Below are 24,190 nucleotides of genomic sequence, written 5' to 3'. Positions count from 1 at the left end.
CGGAATTAGCATGAAGTTCAGCTGGCTGATTTTTCTTCTGGTACTGACCACCGAATGCTCCGGGCAGGAGCCGGTTTCCAAGAAGCACTTTCCAGAAATAGCCTTAGTCAACCGGATTGACTTTACCGACGCAAAGTTTGACCAGCCCCGCTTTAGTTGTGGCTTCCTGCTTAAGCATCACGCCGACACCTTTGCCGTCACGGCCAAGCACTTGCTGAAGGTTATCAAGACCGGCGAAATGACTTCGGTTTCCTTGGGCAACAGCATCAGGGCCTGGTCCCTGTTTCCGCTGAACCGCAAAGCCGACCGGGTTGTCACGCAACGACTGCTGAACGAGAATCGGGCCGAGGCCCTGGACGACAAGGCCACGTACGATGACGACTGGCTGGTTTTCTCGCTCCGCTCCAACCATTCCGGCATCAAGCCCCTGGAAGCTCGGACGACGCCGCTGCGGCCCGGGGAAAAGCTCTACGTCGTGGGCTGGACGCGCCGCATGGAAGACGGTCCCCAGCGGGTGTACGAATTCGAATACTACAAAACCATCGACCACCGGATTCTGCTCAAAGACCTGCTCGTGCCCGAGCAGTTCGGCGGCCTGAGTGGGGCCCCACTGGTCGACGAGCAAGGACTCGTGGTCGGCATCGTGTCCAACGGCACCGTAGACCCGGACACCAAAAAGAAGTACTTCTCGCCCTGCGCGCTGGATGGCCTGCTGGCTTTCCTGGAAAAGAACCCGAAAAAGTAAACGCGTAAGGCTCCGTTAAAAGCTTAGTCAGCCAATGCCCTTTACCGAAAAGCCCTCAATCGTCGGTACGATTGAGGGCTTTTCGGTAAAGGGCGAGACTACCTGCGCAGCGCACGAATTGACGCCGCTTGAGGCGCGGAATGTCGTGCCTCCTCGCAAGGGCAAATGGTTAGCTGAACAGCTGATACACCACGAAGGACGATACGTAGGCCAGGCCGGTCATGTAGAGCAGCTGCAGCAGGGGCCATTTCCAGCCTTTGGTTTCGCGGTACACCACGGCCAGAGTGCTCATGCACTGCATGGCAAAAACGTAGAACACCAGCAGGGAAAATGCCCGAGCCGGGGTGAAGAAGGGCTGCCCGTTGTCGTCTTTCTCGGCGGCCAGTTTCTGCTGCACCGTGCGCATGTCGGCGTCCTGGCCCACGCTGTAGATGGTGGAAATAGTGCCCACGAATACTTCCCGGGCGGCAAACGAGGTAATGAGGGCAATACCGATTTTCCAGTCGAAGCCCAGGGGGCGGATGGCCGGCTCCAGGGTGCGGCCAAAAAGGCCGGCGTAGGAATTCTCCAGCTTCTCGGAGGCAATGCGGATGTCAGTTTCCTCGGCCGACAGCTGCTGCTGAGTTGCCGTAGCGCGCACCCGGGTTTCGGCCTGCTCCAGAGCATTGCCCGGCCCGTAGGAAGCCAGCACCCACAGAATCACGGAAATGGCCACAATCACCTTACCGGCCTGGAAGACGAAGGTTTTGACCTTCTCCACGATGGTAATTCCCACGTTTTTCCAGCGCGGCCAGCGGTACACGGGAAACTCCATGATGAAGTAGCTCTTGTTCTGAGTGCGCAGAATCAGCTTGAGCAGCCAGGCCGAGAAAATAGCGGCAAAAAAGCCTAGCAGGTACAAACCCATCAGCGCAATACCCTGCAGATTGAAGATGCCCAGCACTTTCTGGGGCGGCACCACCAAGGCAATGAGCACGGTATAGACCGGAATTCGGGCCGAGCAGCTCATCAGCGGCGTCACGAAGATGGTGATGATGCGGTCCTTCCAGTTTTCGATGGTGCGGGCACTCATAATGGCCGGCACGGCGCAGGCCACCCCCGAAATCAGGGGCACAATGCTCTTGCCGTTCAGCCCGAACTTGCGCATAATCCGGTCCATCATAAACGTGACCCGGGCCATGTAGCCGGTTTCCTCGAGCACCGCAATAAAGGCGAAGAGCAGGGCAATCTGCGGAATGAAGATGAGCACCCCGCCCAGGCCGGCCAGCACGCCCTCTGTGAGCAGGTTCACCAGCGGCCCATCGAAGTTGGTTTGCACCAGCTGATTTATCCACGTCACGCCCTCATCAATCAGCTCCATGGGGTAGCTGGCCCAGGCAAAGACGGCCTGAAACATCAGAAACAGGATGCCGAAGAAAATCAGGTAGCCCCACACCTTGTGGGTCAGCACCTTGTCGAGCTTGTTGCTGTAGGGCTCGTTTTTCTCGGTGCGCACCACCGTCACCGTATTCAGCAGAATATCGTTGATGCGGGCATACCGGTCGATGGTTTCCTGGGCCTGCCGGGGCGTAGGCTTGAAATCGTACTTCTCTACCAGCTCGCCGATGTAGGCTTTGTCGTCGGCCGTCAGAAAGCTGATCTGCCGAAACTGGTGGGCGTAGTGCAGCGCCAGGTAGTCGTTGTGCAGGTTGAAGTAGTAGCGAATCTGCCGGATCATGGGCAGCAAATCCTCACTGGGCTCGAAAAAGCTCACCGTGGGGGCGCCCAGCTGCCGCGACATCACAATCTTAAGCGCGGCAATACCCACGCCCTTGCGGGCATTCATCGGAATGATGGGTACGCCCAGCTCCTGCTGCAGGGCCATGATGTCAATCTGCACGCCGTGCTGCTCGGCCACGTCCATCATGTTCAGGGCCAGCACCGCGGGCAGGCCCAAATCGGCCAGCTGGGTGAACAGCAGCAGATTGCGCCGCAGATTCGAGGCATCGACGGTAATAACGACGAAGTCGGGGTACTGGTCCGAAGCCTGGTCGTAGAGCAGGTCGGTAATGACCTTCTCGTCGAGGCTCTTGGGATAGAGCGAGTAGGTGCCGGGCAGGTCAATGATTTCGGCCCGGTGCTGGGCCGTGAGCTGACTAATACCGGTTTTACGGTCCACCGTGACGCCAGGGAAGTTGCCGACTTTCTGATTCAGGCCCGTGAGCTGGTTGAACAAGGACGACTTGCCCGAGTTGGGGTTGCCAATCAGGGCAATGCGCGTCAGCTCGCGGTGACTGCGCGGCGGCACGTCGCGCAGGGCTTCCAGGGTCAAGGCCGAGGCGGCCGCCCCGGTGGGGTCGGATATGAGGGTTGCGCGGGCCATGCGGCAGCGGCTAGTCTTTCAGAAGAATCGTGGCCGCCTCACTGACCCGCAACGACAAGGTATAGTCCTCGTCGCCGACGACCAGCGTGATGGGGCAGCCCAGCGGCGCCCGGCTGTTCAGTCGAACCTGGGTGCCGGGGATACAGCCCATTTCCAGCAGCTTAAGGGCCATTTCGGGGTCCTGCAGGCAGCAGATCGTGCCGCTTTCACCCAGACGCAGGTCTTTTACGCTGCGGGGCGTAGAGGTCTTGGCTTGGGCGGAACGGCTGGACACGGGCGGTGGGTGTTATTTAGATTCTGTTCAAACAAAGGTACTACCCATTTAGGTTTCAGCCAAAACTCAGATAATGCCGCTGACAGGGCGTGCAAAAGGCCCTAAGTCTTTGATTTAGAATTATTCCGAAATGCAATTGCATATTTATAAATATTCAGGGAGGTATTGCGTTTCTTCGCCCATTTCATTGTAGTTTTGACATATAATTAAGATTCTGCCTACCTATGCTCCAACGCTTACTTACTCTTTTCGCCTTCGTTCTGCTGTTTCCAGCGCTAGGCTTCGCTCAAGAGAATAAAATCTCGGGCCGTATTGTAGACCAAAAGACCAAAGAGCCGATTCCTTTTGCCTCCATTGGCCTGAAGGAGGAACAGAGCGGCGCTTTGACCAACGAGTATGGCTTCTTCCAGATGGCCATGCCCGACAAAGCCCAGGACTCCCTGGTGGTGCTGGCGCTGGGTTACTTCCGCAAAGCCATTCTGGTCAAGAAAGGCGCTAACCTGCAGGACCTTATCATCGAGGTTCCCAAGCGCGTGATTGAGCTGGCCGAAGTAAAAGTTAAAGGCGGCAAGGTGAAAGACCTGTCGCTGGGCTCGAAGGGCAGCACGCCCGGCGAGGGTATGATTCAGGGCCTGCCCGGCCAGCAGTACGCTTTCTTCGTGAAAAACGAGAAAGGTAAAAAGCTCGGCAACGTGCGCTCGGTGTCGTTCTACATCGGCGAAAACGGTTTCCCCCGGGAGCCGTTCCGCGTGCGGCTCTACAAGGCCGACGGTAACTACAACTCGCCCAACACCGACATCCTGACCGACAACGTGGTGGTTTCGGCCCCGAAAGGCGGCGAGTGGTACACCATCGATTTGACCCAGTACAACGTGGAAGCGCCCGAAGAAGGCTTCTTTGTGGCCATGGAGTGGATTGTGAGCGGTGACAAGTTCTACACCACCAACTTCATGGAAACCTACACGCCCTACGGTCAGATCATGCGTCCCACCTTCGAATTCAAGGAAAGCCGCACCTGGACCTACTCCATCGGCAAAGGCTGGAGCCTGATTACGTTGGCCAACAACGGCATGCGCTACAACGCCATGATCAAGGCCGAGGTCGACATGATCAAAGACTAATGCGGGGAATGTGAGAAATGTGTTTGAACGTGCTAATGTGCTAAACACTTGATTTCTCCGTCCACTCAATTACAAAAGAGGCTGCCCCCGAAAAGGAGCAGCCTCTTTTGTTTGTCGGCACTGTAGCGTAGTGAACTATATGCTTTTACAACTTCGAAAAGCCCATTTCAGCACATTATCCACATTCCGATACATTAACCACATTTACTTGGTGCGGACGGCAATTTCGACGCGGCGGTTCTGCTGGCGGCCTTCGGCGGTGGCGTTGGAAGCTACGGGCTGGCTCTCACCCATGGGCTCGATGCTCACGCGGGAAGCGTCGATTTTACCGTTCTGGCTCAGCCAGGTTTTCACGGCGTTGGCGCGCTTCTCGCTCAGCTCCCGGTTGTAGCTTTTGTCGCCGCGCGAGTCGGCGAAGCCCATGATGTAAACCGGGCCGGTGGCGTAGCGCTGCCCGATGGAGGCGGAAATCTGCTCCAGGGCCTTGCTGGCGCCGGCTTTAATTTCGGCCTTGTCGGTGTCGAAGAGTACGGTTTCTTCCACGCCGTAGACGCTGTACTCATCGTTGCCGCGCACGGTCACGTCGGGCAGGTTTACTTCGGGGTATTTCACGTCGGCCAGCTTGGCCTTGGTCATGTCCCAGCCGCTGCTAACGGCATTGCCGGCGGCGTCGGCAGCATTGCCGGCGGCATTGGCCGCGCCTTCTACGGCGTCACCGGCCGTTTTACCATCCCGGTATACTACGGCCGTATCGGCGGTGGCTTCCTGGGGCTGGTCTTTGGTTTCGGGGTTTTTCAGGTTGTCGCAGGCCGTGAGCAGGGCAATCAGGGCTACGACGGAGAGGATGTGCTTTTTCATGTGGTTGTGGAGTAAGGGGCAGGGAAAAGGAAGTGGGGACGCATACGCAGGAATACTGCCCAGGTTCACCCGTTCCGGAGCCGCACCGCTTTTTACTCGGCGAAAAACACCCGCTTTACCCGCTCACTCACGTTGGTCAGCAGCTCGTAGGGAATGGTGCCGATGCGGGCCGCGGCTTCGCGCAGGGGCATTTCCTCCCCGAACACCACGGCCGAGTCGCCGGCCTGGGCCCCGGCAATGTGGGTAACGTCGGCCATGCACATATCCATGCACACGTTGCCCACCAGCGGGGCCCGCTGCCCCCGAATGACCACCTCGCCCACCCCGTTGCCGAAGCGCCGGTCGTAGCCGTCGGCATACCCGATGGCCAGGGTGGCAATGCGGCGCTCATGCGCTACGGCTTCACCGCGGCGGCCGTAGCCCACCGTCTGGCCCGGGGCCAGGGTTTTGACCTGGGAAATGGTGGTACGCAGGCTGCTCACCGGCCGCAGCGCGTCGGGCTGCTGCCCGCTGGCTTCCACCCCGTAGAGGCCGATGCCCAGCCGTACCATGTCGTAGTGGGCCTCGGGGAAGCGCACGATACCGGCCGAGTTCAGGGCGTGCTTGATAATGGAGTACCCCAGCGCGGCCTCGACCTGCGGGGCCATGCGCTGGAAGGCGGCCAATTGCTGGCGCGAAAAGTCGTTGTGCTGCTCTTCGTCGGCCCCGGCCAGGTGGGTCAGGGCGCTGGCCACGCGCAGGTGGGCGGCGTGCTGCTGGAGCAGGCGGCAGAGCTCGGGCAAATCTTCCTCGGCAAAGCCCAGGCGGCGCATGCCGGTGTCGAGCTTGAGGTGAATGGCGGGCATGGGCTGGTCCTGAGCCGCCCGCAGGTACTCCTGCAGCCGCTCAAACGAGTAGATTTCGGGCTCCAGGTGGTACTGCCGCAGCTTCTGGAACGAGTCCGGGGAGGGGTTCATCACCATGATGGGCAGGCTGATGCCGTGCTGGCGCAGCTCCACGCCTTCGTCGGCGTAGGCCACGGCCAGGTAGTCGGCCCGGTGAAACTGCAGCAGGTTGGCCACTTCGTAGCTGCCGCTGCCGTAGGCAAAGGCCTTGACCATGACCATGAGCCGGGTGCCGGGCTGAAGGCGGGCCCGGTAAAAGTTCAGGTTGTGGACCAGCGCATCAAGGTTGACTTCGAGCACCGTGCCGTGAATCTTCTGCTGGAAGGCGGCCACAATCCGCTCGAACTCAAAGCGCCGGGCGCCCTTCACCAGAATGGTTTCCTGGTGAAACTGCTCGGGCTGGAAGGCGGCCAGAAAGGCTTCCGTCGTCGGGTAAAACGCCTTGGCCATGTTCCCAAAAACTGCCTCGTGGGCGCTGATTTCCGCCCCAATGCCTACCAGCCGCTCCACGCCGTGGGTTGGGAGCAGGGCGGCCACGTGGGCGTACAGCTCCGCGGCGGGCAAACCCGATTCGAGCACGTCGGACAGAATCAGGATGCGGCGGCCGCGCCGGGGCTGCCGGGCCAGGGCATCCAGGGCCAGGCGCAGGCCGGCCAGGTCGTTATTATAGGTGTCATCCAGGACGTAGCAGTCGTTTAGGGCCTGCTTCATTTCCAGGCGCATGGCCACGGGCTGCAGCCGGTCGAGGCGGCGCTGAATTTCGGGAGCCGGCACCTGCCGCCACAGCAGCACCGTGAGGCCGTGCAGGGCGTTTTCCACCGAGGGCTCGTCGGCGAAGGGCAGCGTGAAGGTGTGCTCCTGCAACACGGGCCGCTCCAGCGTCACGCGCACCACCGTGCGCTGGGCTGAGGCCTCCAGCACCTGCACCGCCACGTGGGTGTCGTAGGCGTGGTGCCGGCTCCAGGTGAACGTGCGCTGGGCGCCCAGCAAGGCCTGGGCCGCGGCGTGCACCGCCTCCTGGTCGCGGCAGTAAAACAGGGTGTCCACGTCCCCGAACAGCTGCATCTTCTCGGCTACTTTCTCGGCCGGGGAGCCAAAGCCCGCGTCGTGGGCCGTGCCCAGGTTGGTGAAGATGCCCAGCGTGGGCTGAATCACCCGGGCCAGCCGAGCCATTTCGCCCACCTCGGAAATACCGGCCTCGAAGATGCCCAGCGTGTGGGTCGGGTTCAGCTCCCACACGCTCAGGGGCACGCCCACCTGGGAGTTGTAGCTGCGCGGACTCTTGCAAATCAGCTCATCCGGACTCAGCAGCTGGGCCAGCCACTCCTTCACAATGGTCTTGCCATTGGAGCCCGTAATGCCAAACACCGGAAGGCGGAACTGCCGGCGGTGGTGGGCCGCAATGGCCTGCAAAGCTCCCAGCGTATCACTAACCACCAAAAACCCCGCCTCCGGAAAAGCCGCCGCCCCGCCCGGAATCAGCGCCGGGTGGTCGACCACGAACAGACGCACGCCCTGCGCATAGAGGTCGGGCAGGTAGCGGTGGCCGTCGTGCTGGGCCCCGCGGATGGCAAAGAACAAGGAGCCGGCGGGCTGGCCCACCCGGCGGCTGTCGAGCAGCAGGTGCTGAATACGGGCCGCGGCGGCAGGCTCCTGCAACAGGGTACCGTGGGTCAGGGCCGGAAGGTCGAGGAAATGCAGCATGGCAAGGGGAAAACCAGGGCAAAGGTAGTAGGGTTTCGGCCGAGCCACCGACGGCTACCCCCTGGCGGAAGTCTTCCGCCCCACCGCGCAGGTCTGGAGACTTGCTCCGTGCCCCGGCCGCAAGTCAGGCCCTGCGGGCGGAAGACTTGGGCCACTACACCAGACGCAGGCGGCCGGGCCCCGGTCATAAAGCGTACCTTTGCCCTAGTTCTCCCCGCCTGCTACTCTTGAAACTCTCCCGCCACCACCTGGCCGCCCTGGCGGCTTTCCTGATCTGGGGCTTCTTCCCGATTCCCTTGCGCCTGATGGCCGGCTACGCCAGCGGGCAGATCCTGTTTTTCCGGGTGCTGCTCAGCCTGGCCCTGTTGCTGCTCATTCACCTCACGGCCCGCCGCGCCACGGTGCGCGCCACCCTCCGGCAGTGGCAGCTGGCTGACCCAGCCGAGCGGCGCCGGGTGGCCGGCAGCACCCTGGTAGGCGGGGCCCTGCTCACCAGCAACTGGCTGCTATTCATCTACGTCGTCAACCAGGTCAGCGTGCAGGCCGGCTCCTTCGCCTACCTTATCTGCCCCATCCTGACGGCCCTGCTGGGCTTTGTGGTGCTGGGCGAAAAGCTGCGCCGCAACCAGTGGCTGGCCATCGGCCTGAGCGCCGTGAGCTGCGCTCTGCTGGGAGCCGGGGCCTGGCAAAACGTGCTCATGAGCCTCGTGGTGGCCGTCACCTATGCTTCCTACCTCATCACCCAGCGCCGCCTGCAGGGCTACGACCGGCTGGTGCTGCTCACGGTGCAGCTCATGCTGGCGGCCCTGGTTATCATCCCGGCGGCCCCGCTGCTGGGCGCCGACCCCGCCGCCGGCTTCCGCGACGGGTACCTGCTGCTGATGGCCGCCGTGCTGAGTATCGGCTTCACCGTTATTCCGCTGTTTCTGAACCTGTTTGCCCTCAACGATCTGCCCTCGGGCACGGTGGGCATCCTGATGTACCTGAACCCGATTCTGAGCTTTGCCCTGGCCTTTGCCTACTTCGGCGAGCAGGCCAGCGCCAAGCAGGCCGTAGCCTACGGCGTGATTCTGCTCTCGGTGGTGCTCTACAACGCAAAGCGCCGCCAAGCAGCCGCCCCCGTCCTGAGCAAGAGCAGCTAACCGCTCACCTGCGTTTTGTGCAATTCTCCGCGCTGAAAAAGTTGCCCCAATCGGCCCTCTAGTTGGGACCTTCTAGCCATCTCCCCGCCACCTCCCCCGTTTGGCCCGCCGCGGAATTATACTATCTACCCGGTCCTTCTGCCGACTGCTTTTACTGTCTCCCGCCGGGTTTCGGCCCCGCTTCGGGCCGGGCAGTGCCGGCGCCCGGGGGACCGGCTGGGCCGCGCGGCGGCCTCCTATTCCGCCCCGTTGCCGGCCACGAATATGCCCGCGGGGCGTTCCGCAAATAAAATAAACGGGCTACCTTCGGGCTGCCTGACTGCCCAAGGCGGCAGGTGAGCCATTTTCCGACTCTTTTCTCGTCTGATGACTACTGTTTCTTCTCCGGCCGTGCCGCTCTGGCGCCGGCTGCTGCCCCATTTGCTGGCCGTGGTGTTCTTCCTGGTGCTGGCGGCGGTGTACTTCTCCCCCATCCTGTTCGACGGCAAAACCCTGGCCCAGCACGACGTGGTGCAGTTCAACGGCGGGGCCCACGAGGCCCAGCTCTACCGCGAAGCCACCGGTAAGGAAGCCCTCTGGACCAACTCCATGTTCAGCGGGATGCCCACCTACCTGATCAGCACCCGCTTCCCCGGCGACCTGTCCATCTACCTGCACAACATCTTCACCCTGCATTTGCCGGCGGTGGTGGCCAACCTGTTTCTGGCCCTGCTCTGCGGCTACGTGCTGTTCGTGGCCCTGGGCGTGCGGCCCCTGCTGGCGGCCATCGGCGCCATTGCCCTGGGCTTTACCAGCTACAACCTCATTATTCTGGCCGCCGGCCACAACACCAAGTCGCTGGCCCTGGCCTACGCGCCCCTGGTGCTGGGCGGCCTGCTGGTCACATTTAGGCGCAACCGTTGGCTGGGCGCGGCCCTCTTCGCCCTGGGCCTGACGATGAACGTGCGCTCCAACCACCTGCAAATCACCTACTACCTGCTCCTGCTGGTGCTGGTCTTCGGCATCGTGGAGCTGATTGCGGCCCTGCGCGAGAAGCGCCTCTCCGACTTCCTGGGCCGCTCGGCCCTGTTGGCTGCCGCCGCCGTGCTGGCCGTGGGCGTGAGCTTCGGCCGCCTCTACGTCACGGCCGAGTACGGCAAGTACTCCATCCGCGGCAAGTCGGAGCTGACTACGCCCGCTCCCACGGCCCCGGGCGCCCCGGCCCAGGCCGCCGGTGAAGACGGCGGCGCCGGCAACGGCCTCGACCGGGACTACGCCTTCGGCTGGAGCTACGGCGTGGGCGAAACCATCACCCTGCTCATTCCCAACTACTACGGCGGGGCCAGTGGCGGCTCCCTGAGCGAGAACTCGGCCACCGGCAAGGCCCTGGCCGGCCTGGGTGTGCCCCCGGTGCAGCTGCGCGACTACCTGCAGCAGCTGCCCCTCTACTGGGGCGACCAGCCCATTACCAGCGGCCCGGTCTACATCGGGGCCGTGGTGTGCTTCCTCTTCGTGCTGGGCCTGTTCGTGGCCGACCGCCGCACCCGCACCTGGCTGCTGGTGGGCACTATCCTGTCCATTGTGCTGGCCTGGGGGAAGAACTTCGAGACCTTCAACTACCTGATGTTCGACTACTTCCCGGGCTATAACAAGTTTCGCTCGGTGAGTATGGCTCTCGTTATTGCCCAGCTGGCCATGCCCCTGCTGGCCATCCTGGCCCTGGCCCGGGTGCTGCGCGCCCAGCCCGCCGTGGCCCCCGTAGCCGGGGCCAGCACCCACCCCAGCCTGGCCGCCCTCAGTGGCGCTACGGCCGCCTCGCCCGAGCAGACGGAGCTCAAGCGCAAGGTGCTCTACGCCGTGGCCATTACGGCCGGTATCTGCGTGCTGGCCTTCCTGGCTGGCCTCGGTGCCGACTTCGCCGCCCCCGTCGATGCCCAGCTCCAGCAGCAGCAGTTTCCGCTGGATGCCCTGCGGGAGGACCGCGCCAGCCTGATGCGCACCGACGTGTTCCGCTCCATCATCTTTATCGTGCTGACCGGCGGCGTGCTGTACTTCTACCTGCAGCGCAAGCTTTCGGTGACGATGGCCGGCCTGCTGGTGGGCGCCCTGACGCTGGTTGACCTCTGGAGCGTGGATAAGCGCTACCTCAACGACTCGAACTTCCAGAGCGAAACCATTGCCCAGCAGTTCGTGCCCACGCCCGCCGATGAGCAGATCTTGCAGGACAAGGACCTGAGCTACCGGGTGCTCAACATGCAGAACCCTTTTAACGAAGCCAACACGTCGTACTTCCACAAGAGCATCGGCGGCTACCACGGGGCCAAGCTGCGCCGCTACCAGGACTTGATTGAGCGCCAGATTTCGGCCAACAACCTGCAGGTGCTGGCCATGCTCAACACCCGCTACATCATCACCGGCGACCCCAAGCAGCCCGTGCAGCGCAACCCGGCCGCCCTGGGCAACGCCTGGTTTGTGAGCGAGGTGCAGAAGGTGCAGAACCCCGACCAGGAAATTGCGGCCCTGACCACCCTGAACGTGGCCACCACGGCCGTCGTGGACGCCTCTAAGTTCCCCTTGGCGAAGACCACCTACAACGCGGCCGGCTCCACCATTGCCCTGACAAACTACTCGCCCGACGAGCTTAAGTACCGCACCACTGCCGTGCAGGATGGCTTCGTGGTCTTCTCCGAAATCTACTACCAGGACGGCTGGAACGCCTACCTCGACGGCAAGCTGGTGCCCCACCTGCGCGCCAACTACGTGCTGCGGGCCCTGCCCGTACCGGCCGGTACCCACACCATCGAGTTCAAGTTTGAGCCCAAGGAATACGCCGTGGGCAACACCGTCTCGATGATTTCGTCCGTCCTGCTGATTCTGACCTTGCTGGGCACCATTTTCTACGCCCTCAAGCGCCAGCCCACCGAACCGGCAGAGGAAGCCCGCCTGGCCGCGTAAGGCTTTTTCTCCCTGTCATCCTGAGGCGAAGCCGAAGGACTTTCCTGGCCTAACCCGCTCAGGTTCATATCACCGTACAAAAGCCCTTTACCAGCTGTTGGTAAAGGGCTTTTACATTGAACTAGGCTTGCCACCGAGGCGAGGGAAGTCCTTCACTGCGTTCAGGAGGGCAGACGTAATAACCATAACCCACCCATGCTCATTCAGGAACTCCAGGAGCCCATAGCTACGCAGCGCGGCGTACGGCTGCTGCTCTGCCGCGACGACCTGACCCACCCCGAGCTGCCGGGCAACAAGTGGCGCAAGCTCAAATACAACCTGCAGGAAGCCCGGAGCCAGGGCCACGATACACTACTGACTTTCGGCGGGGCGTTTTCCAACCACATTGCCGCCGTGGCCGCCGCGGGCCGCCTGCTGGGCTTCCGCACCATCGGCCTGATTCGGGGGGAAGAAACCGGGCCGCTGAACCCCACGCTGGCCCGGGCCGTGGCCGACGGCATGCACCTGCGCTACCTCGACCGGGAAACCTACCGCCGCCAGCACGAGCCGGCGGTACTGGCCGAGCTGCTAGCCCAAACGGGCCCGGCCTACGTGCTGCCCGAGGGTGGCACCAACGCCCTGGCCCTGCCCGGCTGCGCTGAGCTGGTGACGGAACTGGCTGCCCAGACCAGCTTCGACTTTCTGGCCGTGGCCTGCGGCACCGGTGGCACCCTGGCCGGTCTGCTCACCGGACTGGCGGGGCAGCGCGCGGCCCTTGGCGTAGCGGCCCTGAAAAACGGCGGCTTCCTATCAGGCGAAATCAACGAGCTGACCCAGGCCGCCACGGGCCATACGTACCATAACTACCAGCTGCTGACCGACTACCACTGCGGCGGCTACGCCCGGTTCTCGGCCGAACTGCTCACGTTTATCCACGACTTCCAAACCCGGCACGGCGTGTTGCTCGACCCGATTTACACTGGTAAGCTGCTCTACGCCCTCGTGGACCAGATTCGGCAGGGCCGCTTTCCGGCGGGCAGCACGGTGGTGGCCGTGCATACGGGGGGGCTGCAGGGCTGGGTCGGTTTTGAGCAGCGGTTCGGGCCGCGCAGCACGTGGTGGCCGGCGGTAAGCTAATATTGGGCAGCCAAATGGTAACCTGAGCCGTACTGCTTCCCAATCACCCGTTCCGCCCGCCGCCCCTGCCTATGCCGCCCCTGTTTCGTTTGCTCCGCCGCCTGCTGCCCCTGCTGTTTCTGGTGGGCCTGGGCTGGTTTCTCTGGAAGAAAGTCCAGCCCAGCCTGTTTGATTTCAGCAACCCGCTGACACCCGAGCCCCGCATTACCGTGACCCACAACACGGTCCTGACCAAGATTGAGGCCCTGGGCCGGCTGGAGCTGGTGCGCTACCAGTTCAAGGACGTGGTGGAGTACCGCAAGAGCACCTACCGGTTTTTGCCCGATTCGAAAGTGGCCCTCATTGTGGCCGGCAACGCCATCGGCTGCCTCGATTTGCGCAAGGTCAAGCCCCAGGACGTGGTGTTTGAGGGCGACTCGGTGGTGCGCGTGGCTTTGCCGGCCGCCGAGCTGTGCACCTGGCAAGTGGACCACAGCCAGAGCCGGGTATACAGCACTCAGAACTCGTTTTTCAATGATGCCGAGCTGGTGGACGAAGGCTATAAATACGCCGAAAAGAACGTGCAGCGCGCCGCTCTGCAGTCGGGCATCCTGGCCCAGACAACCCAGAACGCCGAGCAGATTCTGCGGCCCATGCTCGAAACTATGACCGGGCGCCGCGTCATCCTCACCCAGCAAACCGCCCCGCCACTGGTGCCGCAGCGGCGCTAAGCTCGGGTTGACTCTGAGTTTTGGCAACCAGGCAACCTTAGAGGGTTATTGTAAATCTGTGCATTCGTGGCCGAAGGCATACCCGGCTGCCCGTGCCCATGAAACGTTTTTACCTGGCTTGCCTGCTCTTGGTGGGGCTCCTGCTCGGCCGCCCCGCCGCCGCCCAGCAGCCCACTCTAAGCGCCGCGCAGTGGCGTCAAGACCTGCAAGTAGCCCTCGATACATTCCTGGTGCGCGACCAAAGCTTTAGCCCGGCGGCCCGGGCTACGTTTCGGCGGCGCATTACGGCCCTGCAGGATTCGGTCGGGGTGAAATCGACGCCGGAAATGCTGGTGGGCTTGGCCCGGGCCGTGGCCGGCGCCGGCAACGCCCACACCCGCCTGTACTTGCTGCGCAACCGCAGTGAGCTGCGGCGCTACCCCATTCGGGTCTGGTGGTTTAAGGAGGGCCTGTACGTGGTAAAAGCTACCCCCGAGTACGCCGACCTGCTGGGCGCCAAAATCCTGCGGCTGGGCCAGCACACCCCGGAAGCGGCCCGCCAAGCCGTGGCCCCGCTCTACGCCGGCAATGCGGGGTGGGCAGCGTACATGAGCACCTACACGCTGACCAGCCCCGAAACCCTGGCCGGGCTGCAGCTGGTGGGCGCCGATGGCCAGCTGACCGTGACCTGCCAGACGCGGCAAGGGCACCGCCTGGTCCGGACGCTAGAGCCCATGGCTTTCCAAAAGACCCCGCCGCCCACCGAAGCCTGGTGGGACCTAGCACCTACGCACCCGGGCCGCGGCGCTGCGTGGCGTAGCGCCCTGCCCACCGATACGGCCCAGCTGCCGCTGTATCTGCGGCGCCCCCAGCAGTATTACTGGGCCCGCTACCTGGCTCCTGAGCAGCTGTTGTATTTGCAGTATAATCGGGCCGGCAACATGCCCCAGGGCGAATCTTTGGCAGATTTCGGCCGGCGTTTTCTCACGACGCTCCAGCAGCAAAGAGTCCGGAAAGTGGTGGTCGACCTGCGGTTTAACACGGGTGGCAACCTGCAAACAGCTGAGCGGCTCATGCAGCAGCTCGACTCCGTAGCCCGGCGGCGGCAGGCGCAGGTGTACGTTATTACCGGGGCCGCCACCTTTTCGGCCGGTTTGTTTCACGCGGCTCAGCTGCGGCAGCTAGCCCAGGCCACCATTGTGGGTGAGCCCGCCGGCGACGAACTAGACTTCTGGGCCGAGGGCGGCAATGTGCTGTTGCCTAATTCGGGCCTGACGCTGCACTACGCCGACCGTTTTCACAGCTATTCCCCGGTGCCCCATCCCGAATGGGCGCCACTGCTTTACATGGATTTGGCGGTGGCTTCGCTGCAGCCGCAGCTGCGGGCCCCGCTGACCTGGCGCGCCTACCAGGCCGGCCAAGATCCGGCCCTGGAGGCAATTATCCGGCACTAATCTTCGTCCTGTGGCTCCTTGCCCAAATCGTCCAGGGCCATTTTAATCAGGTCGTTTTCGTAGCCTTTTACGGTCAGGAACATGGTGAGCTTCTGGCGGCGCAGGCGCTGGTTGCCTTCCTTTTCCACCCGGTTGCGCTTTTCCAGCGTGTCGACCAGGTTCTGGTAGTACACGTCGCCGTCAATTTCCTTCATGCCGGCCTTGATGCAGTAGTCGGACAAGCCTTTCTGCTTGAGCTCCTGGGTGATGCGGCGGCGGCCCCACTTCTTGATGCCCACCTTGCCGCGCACGAAGGATTTGGCGAAGCGCTCCTCGTCGAGCAGCTTTTCCCGGCTCAGGCGGATGATGATTTCGCCGGCCTCGTCCTCGTTGAGGCCGTACTCGCGCAGCTTGGCTTCCACTTCCTTGGTGGTACGCTCCTGGTAGGCGCAGTAGGCCGCAATTTTGGGCAGAGCCTCGCCGGGGGTGTAAAATTTCTTCTTGGGGGGTTCGGATGAGTACATAAGCGGGGCGGCAGGGTTACGAAGGGCCGGGTTTGTAACAACGCATGCGGGTTGTTTGTCGTTCGGCTGCAAGCTACCGTTTCCCAACTTTGCCGCGTGAGAGAAAACCGCCGGGCCCTGCGCTTTTTGTTTACGGCCAACGCCATTTCCGGCTTTGCCCAGGGCATTTCGATGCTGGCCGTGCCCTGGTACTTTGCCCGGCAGGGCGCTTCCACCACCTTCAATCTGGTCTACGCCCTGGTCACGTTTGCCTCCCTGTTCTGGGGCATGTACGCCGGCGCCCTCGTCGATAGGTTCGACCGGAAGCAGGTATTTCTGGTCACCAACATCGTGGAGGGCCTGATTCTGCTCAGCGTAGCCACCTACGGCTTCCTGACGGGCTCGGTGCCGCTGCCGGGGATTCTGCTGGCCTTCACTACCACCGTGTTTGGCTACGGCATTCACTACCCCAACCTTTACGCCTTTGCCCAGGAAATCAGCCGGCCCGAGGACTACGGCCGTATCACCTCCACCATCGAAATCGTGGGGCAGGCTACGTCGGTGGTGAGCGGGGCGCTGGCCGCGCTGCTGATTGAAGGCTTGCCCCGGGGTGGCACCTATCAGCTGCTGGGCGCCTCGGTCACCCTGCCTTTTGCCGTGAAAGCCTGGCCTCTGCACCAGATTTTCCTACTCGACGGGCTGACCTACGTGGTGGCCGTGGTCCTGATTGCCAGCATCCGCCACCGGCCGGTGCAGCTGACGCAGGTGGAGCTGGGCACGCTCTGGAAACGGCTGCGCACGGGCGTAACCTACCTGCGAGAGCACCGCACCATCTGGGTGTTCGGGCTGTTTTCCTTCTCGGTTTTCGTGGGCCTGCTCGTGGAGCTCAACGCCCTGATGCCGATGTACATTCACAACCACCTGCGGGCCGGCGCCGGGGCTTTCGGGGCCGCCGAGGTGGCCTACGCCCTGGGCGCGCTGAGTGCGGGCGTGTTTGTGCACCGCCTGTTTCGGCACCAGCCCCCGGTGCGCTCCATTATCCTGCTCATGCTGCTGGCCGGGCTGGGTTTTGGCGCGGCCGCTGCTACTCGCTCGGTAAGCCTATTTCTGGCATTTTCCCTGGTGCTGGGCGTTACCAACGCCGGCACGCGCATCCTGCGGGTCAGCTACCTGTTTGCCCACGTGCCCAACGAAGTCAGCGGGCGGGTCAACAGCATTTTTAACGTGGCCAACGTGCTGCTGCGCACCGGCTTTATCCTGCTTTTTACCTTGCCCTTCTTTGCCCGCGGCTCCCACGTGGTGTGGGGCTACGCCGCCCTGGGCGCCTTTATCGTGGCCTCGGCCCTGGTGCTGGTGACCCGCTACCGGGAGCTTTCGACCCCGCCCGTGGGCTAAGTTGCCGCCCCCCGACCCTTGTTCCTGCTTGCCTTACCGCCGCTCTGTTCCCACCCGCTTACTTTGCCCATGCCTTTGACTTCCGGTGCCCGCTACATGCTGCTTTCCACGCTGCTCTTCGCCTTGATGAACGTGTGCGTGAAGCTGCTGGGCCACTTGCCGCCCCTCGAAATCATCCTGTTCCGCTCTATTTTTTCCTTGGCGGCCAGCTACCTGCTGCTGCGGGTTCTGCGCATCCGGCCCTGGGGCACCAACCACTTCTACCTGGTTTCCCGGGGCATTACGGGCGTGTTGTCCCTGATTCTGTACTTTTTCACTTTGCAGAAAATGCCCCTGGCCACGGCCGTCACCATTCAGTACCTGGCCCCGATTTTCACGGCTGTACTGGGCATCTTCATCGTGCGCGAATCGGTGCGGCCCTGGCAGTGGGCATTTTTTCTGCTCTCGTTTCTGGGCGTGCTGGTAGTGGAGGGCGTTGATACCCGCGTCGAGCCGCTGTACCTGGCGCTGGGCGTGGCCTCGGCGCTTTTTGCCGGCTTTTCCTACAATTCCATCCGCAAGCTCAAGGGCAAGGAAGACCCGTTGGTGGTGGTATTTTACCTGCCCATGGTGGCCCTGCCCGTGGCGGCCGTCTACTGCCTCTTCGACTGGGTACCACCCCGCGGCCTCGACTGGCTCTGGCTGCTGCTCACCGGTCTGCTGGCCCAGGGCGCCCAGCTCTGCCTGACCAAAGCCTACCAGGCCGAGCGGCTCTCGAGCGTGGCCAACCTGAACTACCTCGGTATTCTGTACGCGGTGGGACTGGGGTTGCTGTTCTTCAACGAAGCCTTTCCCGTAGTGGCCTACCTGGGCATGGCTCTGGTGCTGCTGGGCGTGGTGCTGAACACCTGGTACACCAGCCGAAATCCGGCCGCCGCCCCGCTGGCTCCCACTGAAGAAGTGGCGGCCTAAGGGCCGTAAAGGCCTGACTGTACGTAATTAACCCGTAGGCTGGATTTGCGGTTACTGCGTAAATCCAGGTGCGCACTTAACGCAAAGCAAGTGGGCGGCATACGTATTTTGATGTAGTAACTACGGGTTTTTAGCCTCAAAATGGCCAGTCAGCTCCCGGATAGGCGTAGTACCCACACCAACTATTCACGCCAACTCCTACTTGCTATGACTAAACAAACCCATTCTGTTCCGACAGAAGCTCACGCACTATCCGGCTTACAAGGTGCCCTACCCCGCCGCGACTTCCTGCGCTACACCGGCGCCGGCCTCGCGCTGACCGGCTTGCTCCTCACGGGCTGCGACGATGACGACGATGAGGTAAACGCCAACGGCGACGTCAACGTGGGCTCCAGCGACATCGGCGTCCTGAACTACGCCTACGCCCTCGAGCAGCTCGAAGCGGCCTTCTACAACCAGGTGATTACCGGAGCCGCCGGGACGTATTTCGCCGGCCTGGGTGCCAACAGCGCCGAGCGCCAGATCCTGACCGACCTGGCCCTGCACGAAAAAGCCCACCGCGACTTTTTCAAGAACACGATTCCGGCGGCCAGCATCATCAAGGACCTGACGCCGGACTTTTCGGCCATCGACTTCACTGTGGGCAAGCGCACGTCGACCAGTGCCAAGCTGGGTGTGCTCGACGCGGCCATGGCCTTTGAAGACCTCGGGGTAGCCGCCTACAACGGAGCGGGCCGCTACATTACCAACCCGGTGTACCTGGCTTTGGCCGGTAAAATCGTGTCGGTAGAAGCCCGCCATGCCGCCTTGATTCGGGATTTGATGAACTACAACTCCTTCGTGGACAGCGATGTAGTAGACCTCTTTACGCCCACGGCCAACTCGGCCCCCGGGGTCGGCAACGGCTCGGGTCTGGAGAAATCCAAGAAGCCTTCCGTGGTCATCGGCACCGCCAACCAGTTTTTGCAGGCCGGCTCCAAGCTCGACGTGAGCGGACTGGGGTAGCAGTAGTCATTTTCTCGCTTAAAAATCAGCCTTTTCGCTATGGATCTGTTCCAAATAATTACGGAAATTGAAAAAGTAGACCCTGAAGTCTACGACCGGTTTGACTCGCGCCGCCGGGTGTTTAAGCACCTAACGGGCATGGGTAAGAAGCTGACGGCCGCCGCTTTGCCAGGCTTTGTGGGCGCCCTGTTCAACAAAGCCTACGGTCAGTCGGCGGGCCCCTCGGTCAACGATGTGCTGAACCTGGCCCTGAGCCTGGAGTACCTGGAATACTACTTCTACGACACGGGCCTCAACGTGACCGGCCTGATTCCGAGCGCCGACCGGCCCGCCATTGAAAAGATTCGCAACGACGAGGGCGGCCATATCAAAACCCTGCGCGCCGCCCTGGGCTCGGCTGCCATTCCGGACCCCGGTCGCGCCGCCTTCGACTACAGCGGCGGCAAAGGCACCGGGCTCGGCCCCTTTGCCCCGGCCCTGCTGCCCGGTGGCACGGCCCTGTACTTCGGCGTGGCCCAGTCATTTGTTGATACCGGTATCCGGGCCTACAAAGGCGGGGCGCCCTTCCTGATGTCGAACAAGGACATCCTGGAAACGGCCCTGAATATTCACTCCGTGGAAGCCCGGCACTGCTCCCACATCCGCACCATTCGCCGCGGCCTAGCAGCCAACGTATCGGGGGCCGGCGCGGCCACTACTCCGGCCGGCTCCGACCCCAAAGTGTCGCCCAAGAGCTGGATTTCGGGCACGGACCAGGGCGGTCCTTCGCCAAATACCAATCCTTCGACGGCCGACGTGTATGGCCCCGGCACCAACCCGCCGCCACCCGGCGTGCCCACCGGCATTACCTTCCCCGGGGAAGACAACGTAGTCCAGGCCGGCCGCACCATCACCACCGACAGCACTATTTCGGTGGCTGCCGCCTCGGAGGCCTTCGACGAGCCCCTGGACTACGTGAAGGTGAAGGCCATTGCCCGCAACTTCGTGGACAATAAAACCACGCTGTTTGTGTAGGCAGGGCTCTGCCAATAAGGAAGAAAAGGACGACTCCCGGGTCGTCCTTTTTGCGTTTATGCACTTTGTATTGAACCGGCGGCCATTGGTCGAAAATTGGTCGAAAAGCACTTGCCTGGGTTATCCGTGCAACCCTATGGTGCGGGAATTCATCTACCTTCACACCTCTGGCAAATCACTTTTCTATGGCCCGTTATCTACTTATTGCTCTCGTCTTATTGAGTGCGGCGGCGGCCCGGGCGGGCATTGTGCGCGGCAAAATCACCGACCCCAAGGGTGAGGCCCTGGCCTTTGCTAACGTGGCCGTCCGCGGCTCGGCCACCAGCACGGCCTCCAACGAGCAGGGCAACTACCAGCTGCGCCTCGACGCGGGCCGCTACGAAATTGTGTACCAGTACGTGGGCTTCAAGCCCCGGGTGGAACAGCTGACCGTGGCCGGCGGCGACACGGCTACCGTGCTGAACGTGACGCTGACGCCGGAAAACTACAACCTGGGCGAGGTGCTTATCCGGGCCTCCGACCGGGACCCGGCCTACGCCATCGTGCAGCACGCCATTGACTGGCGCAAGTATCACCGGGCCGAAGTAGCGGCTTTCACGGCCCGCATGTACATCAAGTCCATTGTTCGCCTCACCGAGGTGCCGGGCAAGATTATGGGCCTTATGAAAGTAGGCCCCGACATTAAGCCCGGGGTGGTATATCTGTCGGAGTCGTTGTCGGACATGAGCTTCCGGCAGCCGGGCAAGATTCAGGAGCGCATGATTTCGTCGCGGGTGAGCGGCAGCAGCAAGGGCTTTAGCTTCAATAGGGCCTCCAAGAGCTTCAATTTCTACGAAAACCTGCTGCAATCGGGCTTTTCGGAGCGGGGCTTCGTCTCGCCGGTGGCCCAGAACGCCATGCAATTTTACCGCTACGAGCTGGTGGGCACCTCGGTGCAGAATGGCATGACTATCAACAAAATCCGCGTCACGCCCCGCCACCGCATCGACCCCGCCTTTTCGGGCTTCATCTACATTGCCGAAGACGGCACTTGGCGCCTGCACAGCTTGGACTTGAGCTTAGACTCCAATTCGGGCATCGAGTACGTGGATAAGCTGCGGGTGGAAGTGCTCTACGCCCCGGCACCTGGCCACCCCCAGGCCTGGATTATTCAGTCGCAGAAAGTGAGTTTGAGCGCCGGCGGTCTGGGCTTCAAGGGCAATGGCACCATCAACGCTTCGCTGTCGAACTACCGCGTGACGCCCACCTACCCCGACGCGCCGGTGGTGGCCCCCACCCCGCCGCCGACCAATGAGCCGGCCCACCGCGAAACCCTGGCCGAAGCCAAGCAGGACCGGCCCCAGCTGCGCGGCCTGACCCGTACCATCCGCCGCGACGCCAAAGCCAAAGCCCAGCGGGAAGCCCCTTTGCCCGCGGACGGCATTGCCCTCAAGCCCATGGCCAAAGGTCAGGTAATGCTGATTGAAAAAGGCGCCAACGAACGAACCGAAGCCTACTGGGACTCTATCCGGCCCATTCCGCTGAGCGAGGAGGAAATCAAGGACTACCACGTCAAGGACAGCGTGGAAGTTATCCAGAAGTCGAAGCCCTACCAGGATTCCATGGACCGGATCCGCAACAAACCCAGCTTCATGGGGCTGCTCGTGGGTGGCTACACGTACAATAATACTTTTAAGCGGCGCTCAATTTTGGTAGAGTCGCCGACCGATAAAATGGTGTATAACACGGTGGAAGGACTGGTCATCAACCTCAACGCCACCTACACCCAGCGCTACGAGGACCGCCGCAACTACATGCTGGAGCCCACCCTGCGCTACGGCTTTTCGAGCCGGCAGTTCAGCCCCAGCCTGAAGGGCAGCTACACGTACCGGCCTGAGTCGTTCAGCCGCGTGGGCTTTGCCGTGGGCCGCACCATCCTCGACTTTGACCCCTACAACAACCTGCCCCACACGCCCTTCAACGCCCCGCTGCTTAATACGAGCTATACGCTGCTGGCTAACCGCAACTACAACAAGTACTACCAGCGCGACGGGCTGGAGCTCAACTACCGCACCGAGGCCCTGAACGGCTTCTTCGTGAACCTGGCCGCCGCCTACGCCGACCGGCAGGAGCTCTACAACACTACCGTGGAGCTGATTCGGGACGTGCCGGGCCGGGCTTTTACTCCCAACCGGCCCGAGGCCGCCGAGCTGCCCCAGGGCACGGGCTTCGGCCGCAGTCAGGCCCTGACCCTGGACCTGGGCTTGACCTGGCAGCCGGGCCAGCAGTACGTAACCCGCCCCGACGGCAAGTTCAACCTCTACAACGCCCGTTACCCGCGCCTGTTGCTGAACGTGCGCCAGGCTTTCCGCGGGGTGCTGGGTGCCGACGTGCGCTTTACCCGCCTCGAGCTGGGCGCCCAGAAAGAGCTGGGCTTTGGCCTTTTTGGCGAAACCCGCCTCAGCGCCACGGCCGGCGCCTACCTGGGCCGCCCCGACCTGACCTTCGTCGATTACCGCCACTTCGCCGGCAACCGCACCATCTTAGCCATCGACTTCGAGCGGCAGTTTCAGCTCCTCGACAACTACCGCTACAGCACGGCCGAGCGGTACCTCATTGCCCGGGGCAGCCACCACTTCAACGGGTTTTTCTTCAACAAGCTCCCGGCTTTCCGCCAGCTGAAGTGGCAGGAAGTGGCTACGCTCAATTACCTCTACACGCCCGCGGCCGGGAATTACGTCGAACTGGGCCTAGGCGTGGAGCACATCTTCAAAGCCCTGCGCGTAGACTTCTTTACCTCCCTGCAGTCCAAGGAAAAGGTCGGTTCGGGCATCCGCATCGGCATTGGTTTCTAACGGAGCTGCAGCGCACGAAAAAGGCCCGCGGTAGGACTACCGCGGGCCTTTTTTACATCGTTGAGACGCTTATTTCACTTCTTCAAAATCCACGTACTCCCCGCCTTTAAAGTCGCGGGGGGTGCCTTTATCCTGCTTGGGGGGCACGAAGTCGACGCGGACGTTGCCACCTGCGGGTGGGGGGGTGGGCGCGGCGGGACGGCCGCCAAAGGCTCCCTCAAAAGGTGAGGCCCCGCCCCCAAACTGCTGGCCGTAGCGCCGGGCCTGCTTCTGCACGAATCGGCCCACGAGTAGCCGCAGAATGACCGGCAGCACGAACCGGAAAACCAGGGAAATAATGAGGAGAATAAGCAGAAACTTGACCATCAGGAAGCTAGCGGAGCAGCGGGGTTGGTGGGTTGAAAGTAAAAATCGGCGGTGACCGGACTGGTGAGCTGCTCGGGTGGGCAGGGCACGAGCTCCAAACGCTCGGACAGCACAAATGGTTTATAGCCCAGCTGCGCCAGCAGACTAACCACCGTCTGGCGGTTTTCCAGGCCATTGAGCTCGGTCTGAATCAGGGGCCGGAAGCGGCGCAGCGTGGCCTGCATATTACGAAACACCTCCGACTCGAAGCCCTCCACGTCGCACTTCACGAAGTCGAGGCGGGGCAAATCAGCCAGCAGCTCGTCGGGGATGCGCATGGGTACTTCGTAGGTGCGGGCGTAGGTTTCGGCCGGGTTGCTGGCGGCCACCTTGGTCATGCCGTGGTGCAGCAGACCGTTGCGCTCGGGCGTGCCCATGCGCACGGTCATGTTCTCGCCCCCCAGCGCGTAGGGCAGCAGCGTCAGGTTGTCGTGGCCGCTGAGGCGCACATTGTCGCGCCAGATTTCCTGAAACAGCGGAATCGGCTCCACGGCCAGCACCTTGCCTTCGGGCCCGACCAGCCGCGACAGGGCCACGGAGTAGTAGCCCAGGTTGGCGCCAATATCGAGGCACACGAAGCCGGGTTGGATGAGCTTTTCCAGGAAAAACAGCTCCGGATACTTCTCCTTGCCCCAGCCGGCGCCCACCATGCGCAAATACACGCGGCTCACCAGCCGGATATACCGCTCGAAGCCCAGGGCCCGAACCAGAAGTTTACGGAGTTCTTTCATCAGGCTGCAAAGATGCCGGAAAGCCGGCAAACTGCGAACCTTCGGCCCGCCCCCGGCGACAAACGGCGCTGCTAACCCCGAATGAGGGTA

Annotated in this window: 19 protein-coding genes; 12 read left to right on the top strand and 7 right to left on the bottom strand. The window is 62.3% G+C overall.

Annotation, left to right across the window (positions count from 1 at the left end; genetic code table 11):
- The first annotated feature begins 10 nt into the window (after positions 1 to 10).
- Entirely contained in the window at positions 11 to 745 is a 735-nt protein-coding gene (locus CLV45_RS21925; RefSeq protein WP_157807726.1) for a trypsin-like serine protease, read from the top strand.
- Positions 746 to 914: 169 nt separating this feature from the next.
- On the opposite strand, the gene feoB is transcribed toward CLV45_RS21925, so the two are convergent.
- Together feoB and CLV45_RS21915 are read right to left on the bottom strand one after the other, a co-directional pair.
- Positions 915 to 3,107 (bottom strand): ferrous iron transport protein B, encoded by a 2,193-nt coding sequence (gene feoB / locus CLV45_RS21920; RefSeq protein ID WP_100338623.1) that lies wholly within the window; start codon positions 3,105 to 3,107, stop codon positions 915 to 917.
- 10 nt (positions 3,108 to 3,117) lie between these two features.
- Positions 3,118 to 3,381 (bottom strand): FeoA family protein, encoded by a 264-nt coding sequence (locus tag CLV45_RS21915; RefSeq protein WP_100338622.1) that lies wholly within the window; start codon positions 3,379 to 3,381, stop codon positions 3,118 to 3,120.
- Positions 3,382 to 3,605: 224 nt separating this feature from the next.
- On the opposite strand from CLV45_RS21915, the gene CLV45_RS21910 reads away from it, so the two are divergent.
- Positions 3,606 to 4,502 carry a carboxypeptidase-like regulatory domain-containing protein gene (locus CLV45_RS21910; protein ID WP_100338621.1) on the top strand — a complete coding sequence of 299 codons (897 nt, stop codon included), beginning with the start codon at positions 3,606 to 3,608 and terminating at the stop codon, positions 4,500 to 4,502.
- Between the two features lie 204 nt (positions 4,503 to 4,706).
- Here CLV45_RS21910 and CLV45_RS21905 read toward each other — a convergent pair whose 3' ends face one another.
- Entirely contained in the window at positions 4,707 to 5,360 is a 654-nt protein-coding gene (locus CLV45_RS21905) for an OmpA family protein (protein ID WP_100338620.1), read from the bottom strand.
- Between the two features lie 92 nt (positions 5,361 to 5,452).
- On the bottom strand, positions 5,453 to 7,948 hold the full coding sequence (locus tag CLV45_RS21900) for a bifunctional UDP-N-acetylmuramoyl-tripeptide:D-alanyl-D-alanine ligase/alanine racemase (RefSeq protein ID WP_100338619.1): 2,496 nt from the start codon (positions 7,946 to 7,948) through the stop codon (positions 5,453 to 5,455).
- Between the two features lie 227 nt (positions 7,949 to 8,175).
- Between CLV45_RS21900 and CLV45_RS21895 the strand changes: the two genes are divergently transcribed.
- The 5 genes from CLV45_RS21895 (at position 8,176) to CLV45_RS21875 (ending at position 15,283) form a co-directional block, all read left to right on the top strand.
- Complete coding sequence (locus CLV45_RS21895) at positions 8,176 to 9,090, top strand: EamA family transporter (protein ID WP_170061913.1); 915 nt, start codon at positions 8,176 to 8,178, stop codon at positions 9,088 to 9,090.
- 366 nt (positions 9,091 to 9,456) lie between these two features.
- Positions 9,457 to 12,024: a YfhO family protein gene (locus CLV45_RS21890; protein ID WP_100338617.1), complete on the top strand. Its 2,568-nt coding sequence runs from the start codon at positions 9,457 to 9,459 to the stop codon at positions 12,022 to 12,024.
- Positions 12,025 to 12,219: 195 nt separating this feature from the next.
- Positions 12,220 to 13,140 (top strand): 1-aminocyclopropane-1-carboxylate deaminase/D-cysteine desulfhydrase, encoded by a 921-nt coding sequence (locus CLV45_RS21885; protein ID WP_100338616.1) that lies wholly within the window; start codon positions 12,220 to 12,222, stop codon positions 13,138 to 13,140.
- 71 nt (positions 13,141 to 13,211) lie between these two features.
- Positions 13,212 to 13,850, top strand: a complete 639-nt coding sequence (locus CLV45_RS21880; RefSeq protein ID WP_100338615.1) for a DUF4230 domain-containing protein — start codon at positions 13,212 to 13,214, stop codon at positions 13,848 to 13,850.
- Positions 13,851 to 13,948: 98 nt separating this feature from the next.
- Complete coding sequence (locus tag CLV45_RS21875) at positions 13,949 to 15,283, top strand: S41 family peptidase (protein WP_100338614.1); 1,335 nt, start codon at positions 13,949 to 13,951, stop codon at positions 15,281 to 15,283.
- Here the strand turns inward: CLV45_RS21875 and CLV45_RS21870 are convergent.
- Positions 15,280 to 15,786, bottom strand: coding sequence for a regulatory protein RecX (locus tag CLV45_RS21870; protein ID WP_100338613.1), 507 nt, complete (start codon positions 15,784 to 15,786; stop codon positions 15,280 to 15,282). The genes CLV45_RS21875 and CLV45_RS21870 overlap by 4 nt on opposite strands.
- Before the next feature lie 96 nt (positions 15,787 to 15,882).
- On the opposite strand from CLV45_RS21870, the gene CLV45_RS21865 reads away from it, so the two are divergent.
- The 5 genes from CLV45_RS21865 (at position 15,883) to CLV45_RS21845 (ending at position 22,964) form a co-directional block, all read left to right on the top strand.
- Positions 15,883 to 17,160 (top strand): MFS transporter, encoded by a 1,278-nt coding sequence (locus CLV45_RS21865; protein ID WP_100338612.1) that lies wholly within the window; start codon positions 15,883 to 15,885, stop codon positions 17,158 to 17,160.
- Between the two features lie 69 nt (positions 17,161 to 17,229).
- A complete protein-coding gene (locus tag CLV45_RS21860) occupies positions 17,230 to 18,111 on the top strand; it encodes a DMT family transporter (RefSeq protein WP_245882949.1) in 882 nt (293 codons plus the stop codon).
- A 207-nt stretch (positions 18,112 to 18,318) separates the two neighbouring features.
- A complete protein-coding gene (locus CLV45_RS21855) occupies positions 18,319 to 19,116 on the top strand; it encodes a ferritin-like domain-containing protein (RefSeq protein WP_100338611.1) in 798 nt (265 codons plus the stop codon).
- A gap of 39 nt (positions 19,117 to 19,155) precedes the next feature.
- A complete protein-coding gene (locus CLV45_RS21850; RefSeq protein ID WP_100338610.1) occupies positions 19,156 to 20,130 on the top strand; it encodes a ferritin-like domain-containing protein in 975 nt (324 codons plus the stop codon).
- Between the two features lie 185 nt (positions 20,131 to 20,315).
- Positions 20,316 to 22,964, top strand: coding sequence for a DUF5686 and carboxypeptidase regulatory-like domain-containing protein (locus tag CLV45_RS21845; RefSeq protein ID WP_100338609.1), 2,649 nt, complete (start codon positions 20,316 to 20,318; stop codon positions 22,962 to 22,964).
- A 69-nt stretch (positions 22,965 to 23,033) separates the two neighbouring features.
- On the opposite strand, the gene CLV45_RS21840 is transcribed toward CLV45_RS21845, so the two are convergent.
- Together CLV45_RS21840 and CLV45_RS21835 are read right to left on the bottom strand one after the other, a co-directional pair.
- The gene (locus CLV45_RS21840) at positions 23,034 to 23,330 is read right to left on the bottom strand and encodes a DUF4834 domain-containing protein (protein ID WP_100338608.1); all 297 of its coding nucleotides are present in this window, start codon (positions 23,328 to 23,330) and stop codon (positions 23,034 to 23,036) included.
- A complete protein-coding gene (locus CLV45_RS21835) occupies positions 23,330 to 24,100 on the bottom strand; it encodes an FkbM family methyltransferase (RefSeq protein WP_100338607.1) in 771 nt (256 codons plus the stop codon). The genes CLV45_RS21840 and CLV45_RS21835 overlap by 1 nt, the downstream gene beginning before the upstream one ends.
- Positions 24,101 to 24,190 lie beyond the last annotated feature (90 nt).

It is taken from the genome of Hymenobacter chitinivorans DSM 11115 (genome assembly GCF_002797555.1).
In the GTDB taxonomy this organism is placed as follows: Bacteria; Bacteroidota; Bacteroidia; order Cytophagales; family Hymenobacteraceae; genus Hymenobacter; species Hymenobacter chitinivorans.
The sequence above is the reverse complement of the archived record's forward strand: the minus strand, read 5'-3'. Positions and strand labels throughout refer to the sequence as shown.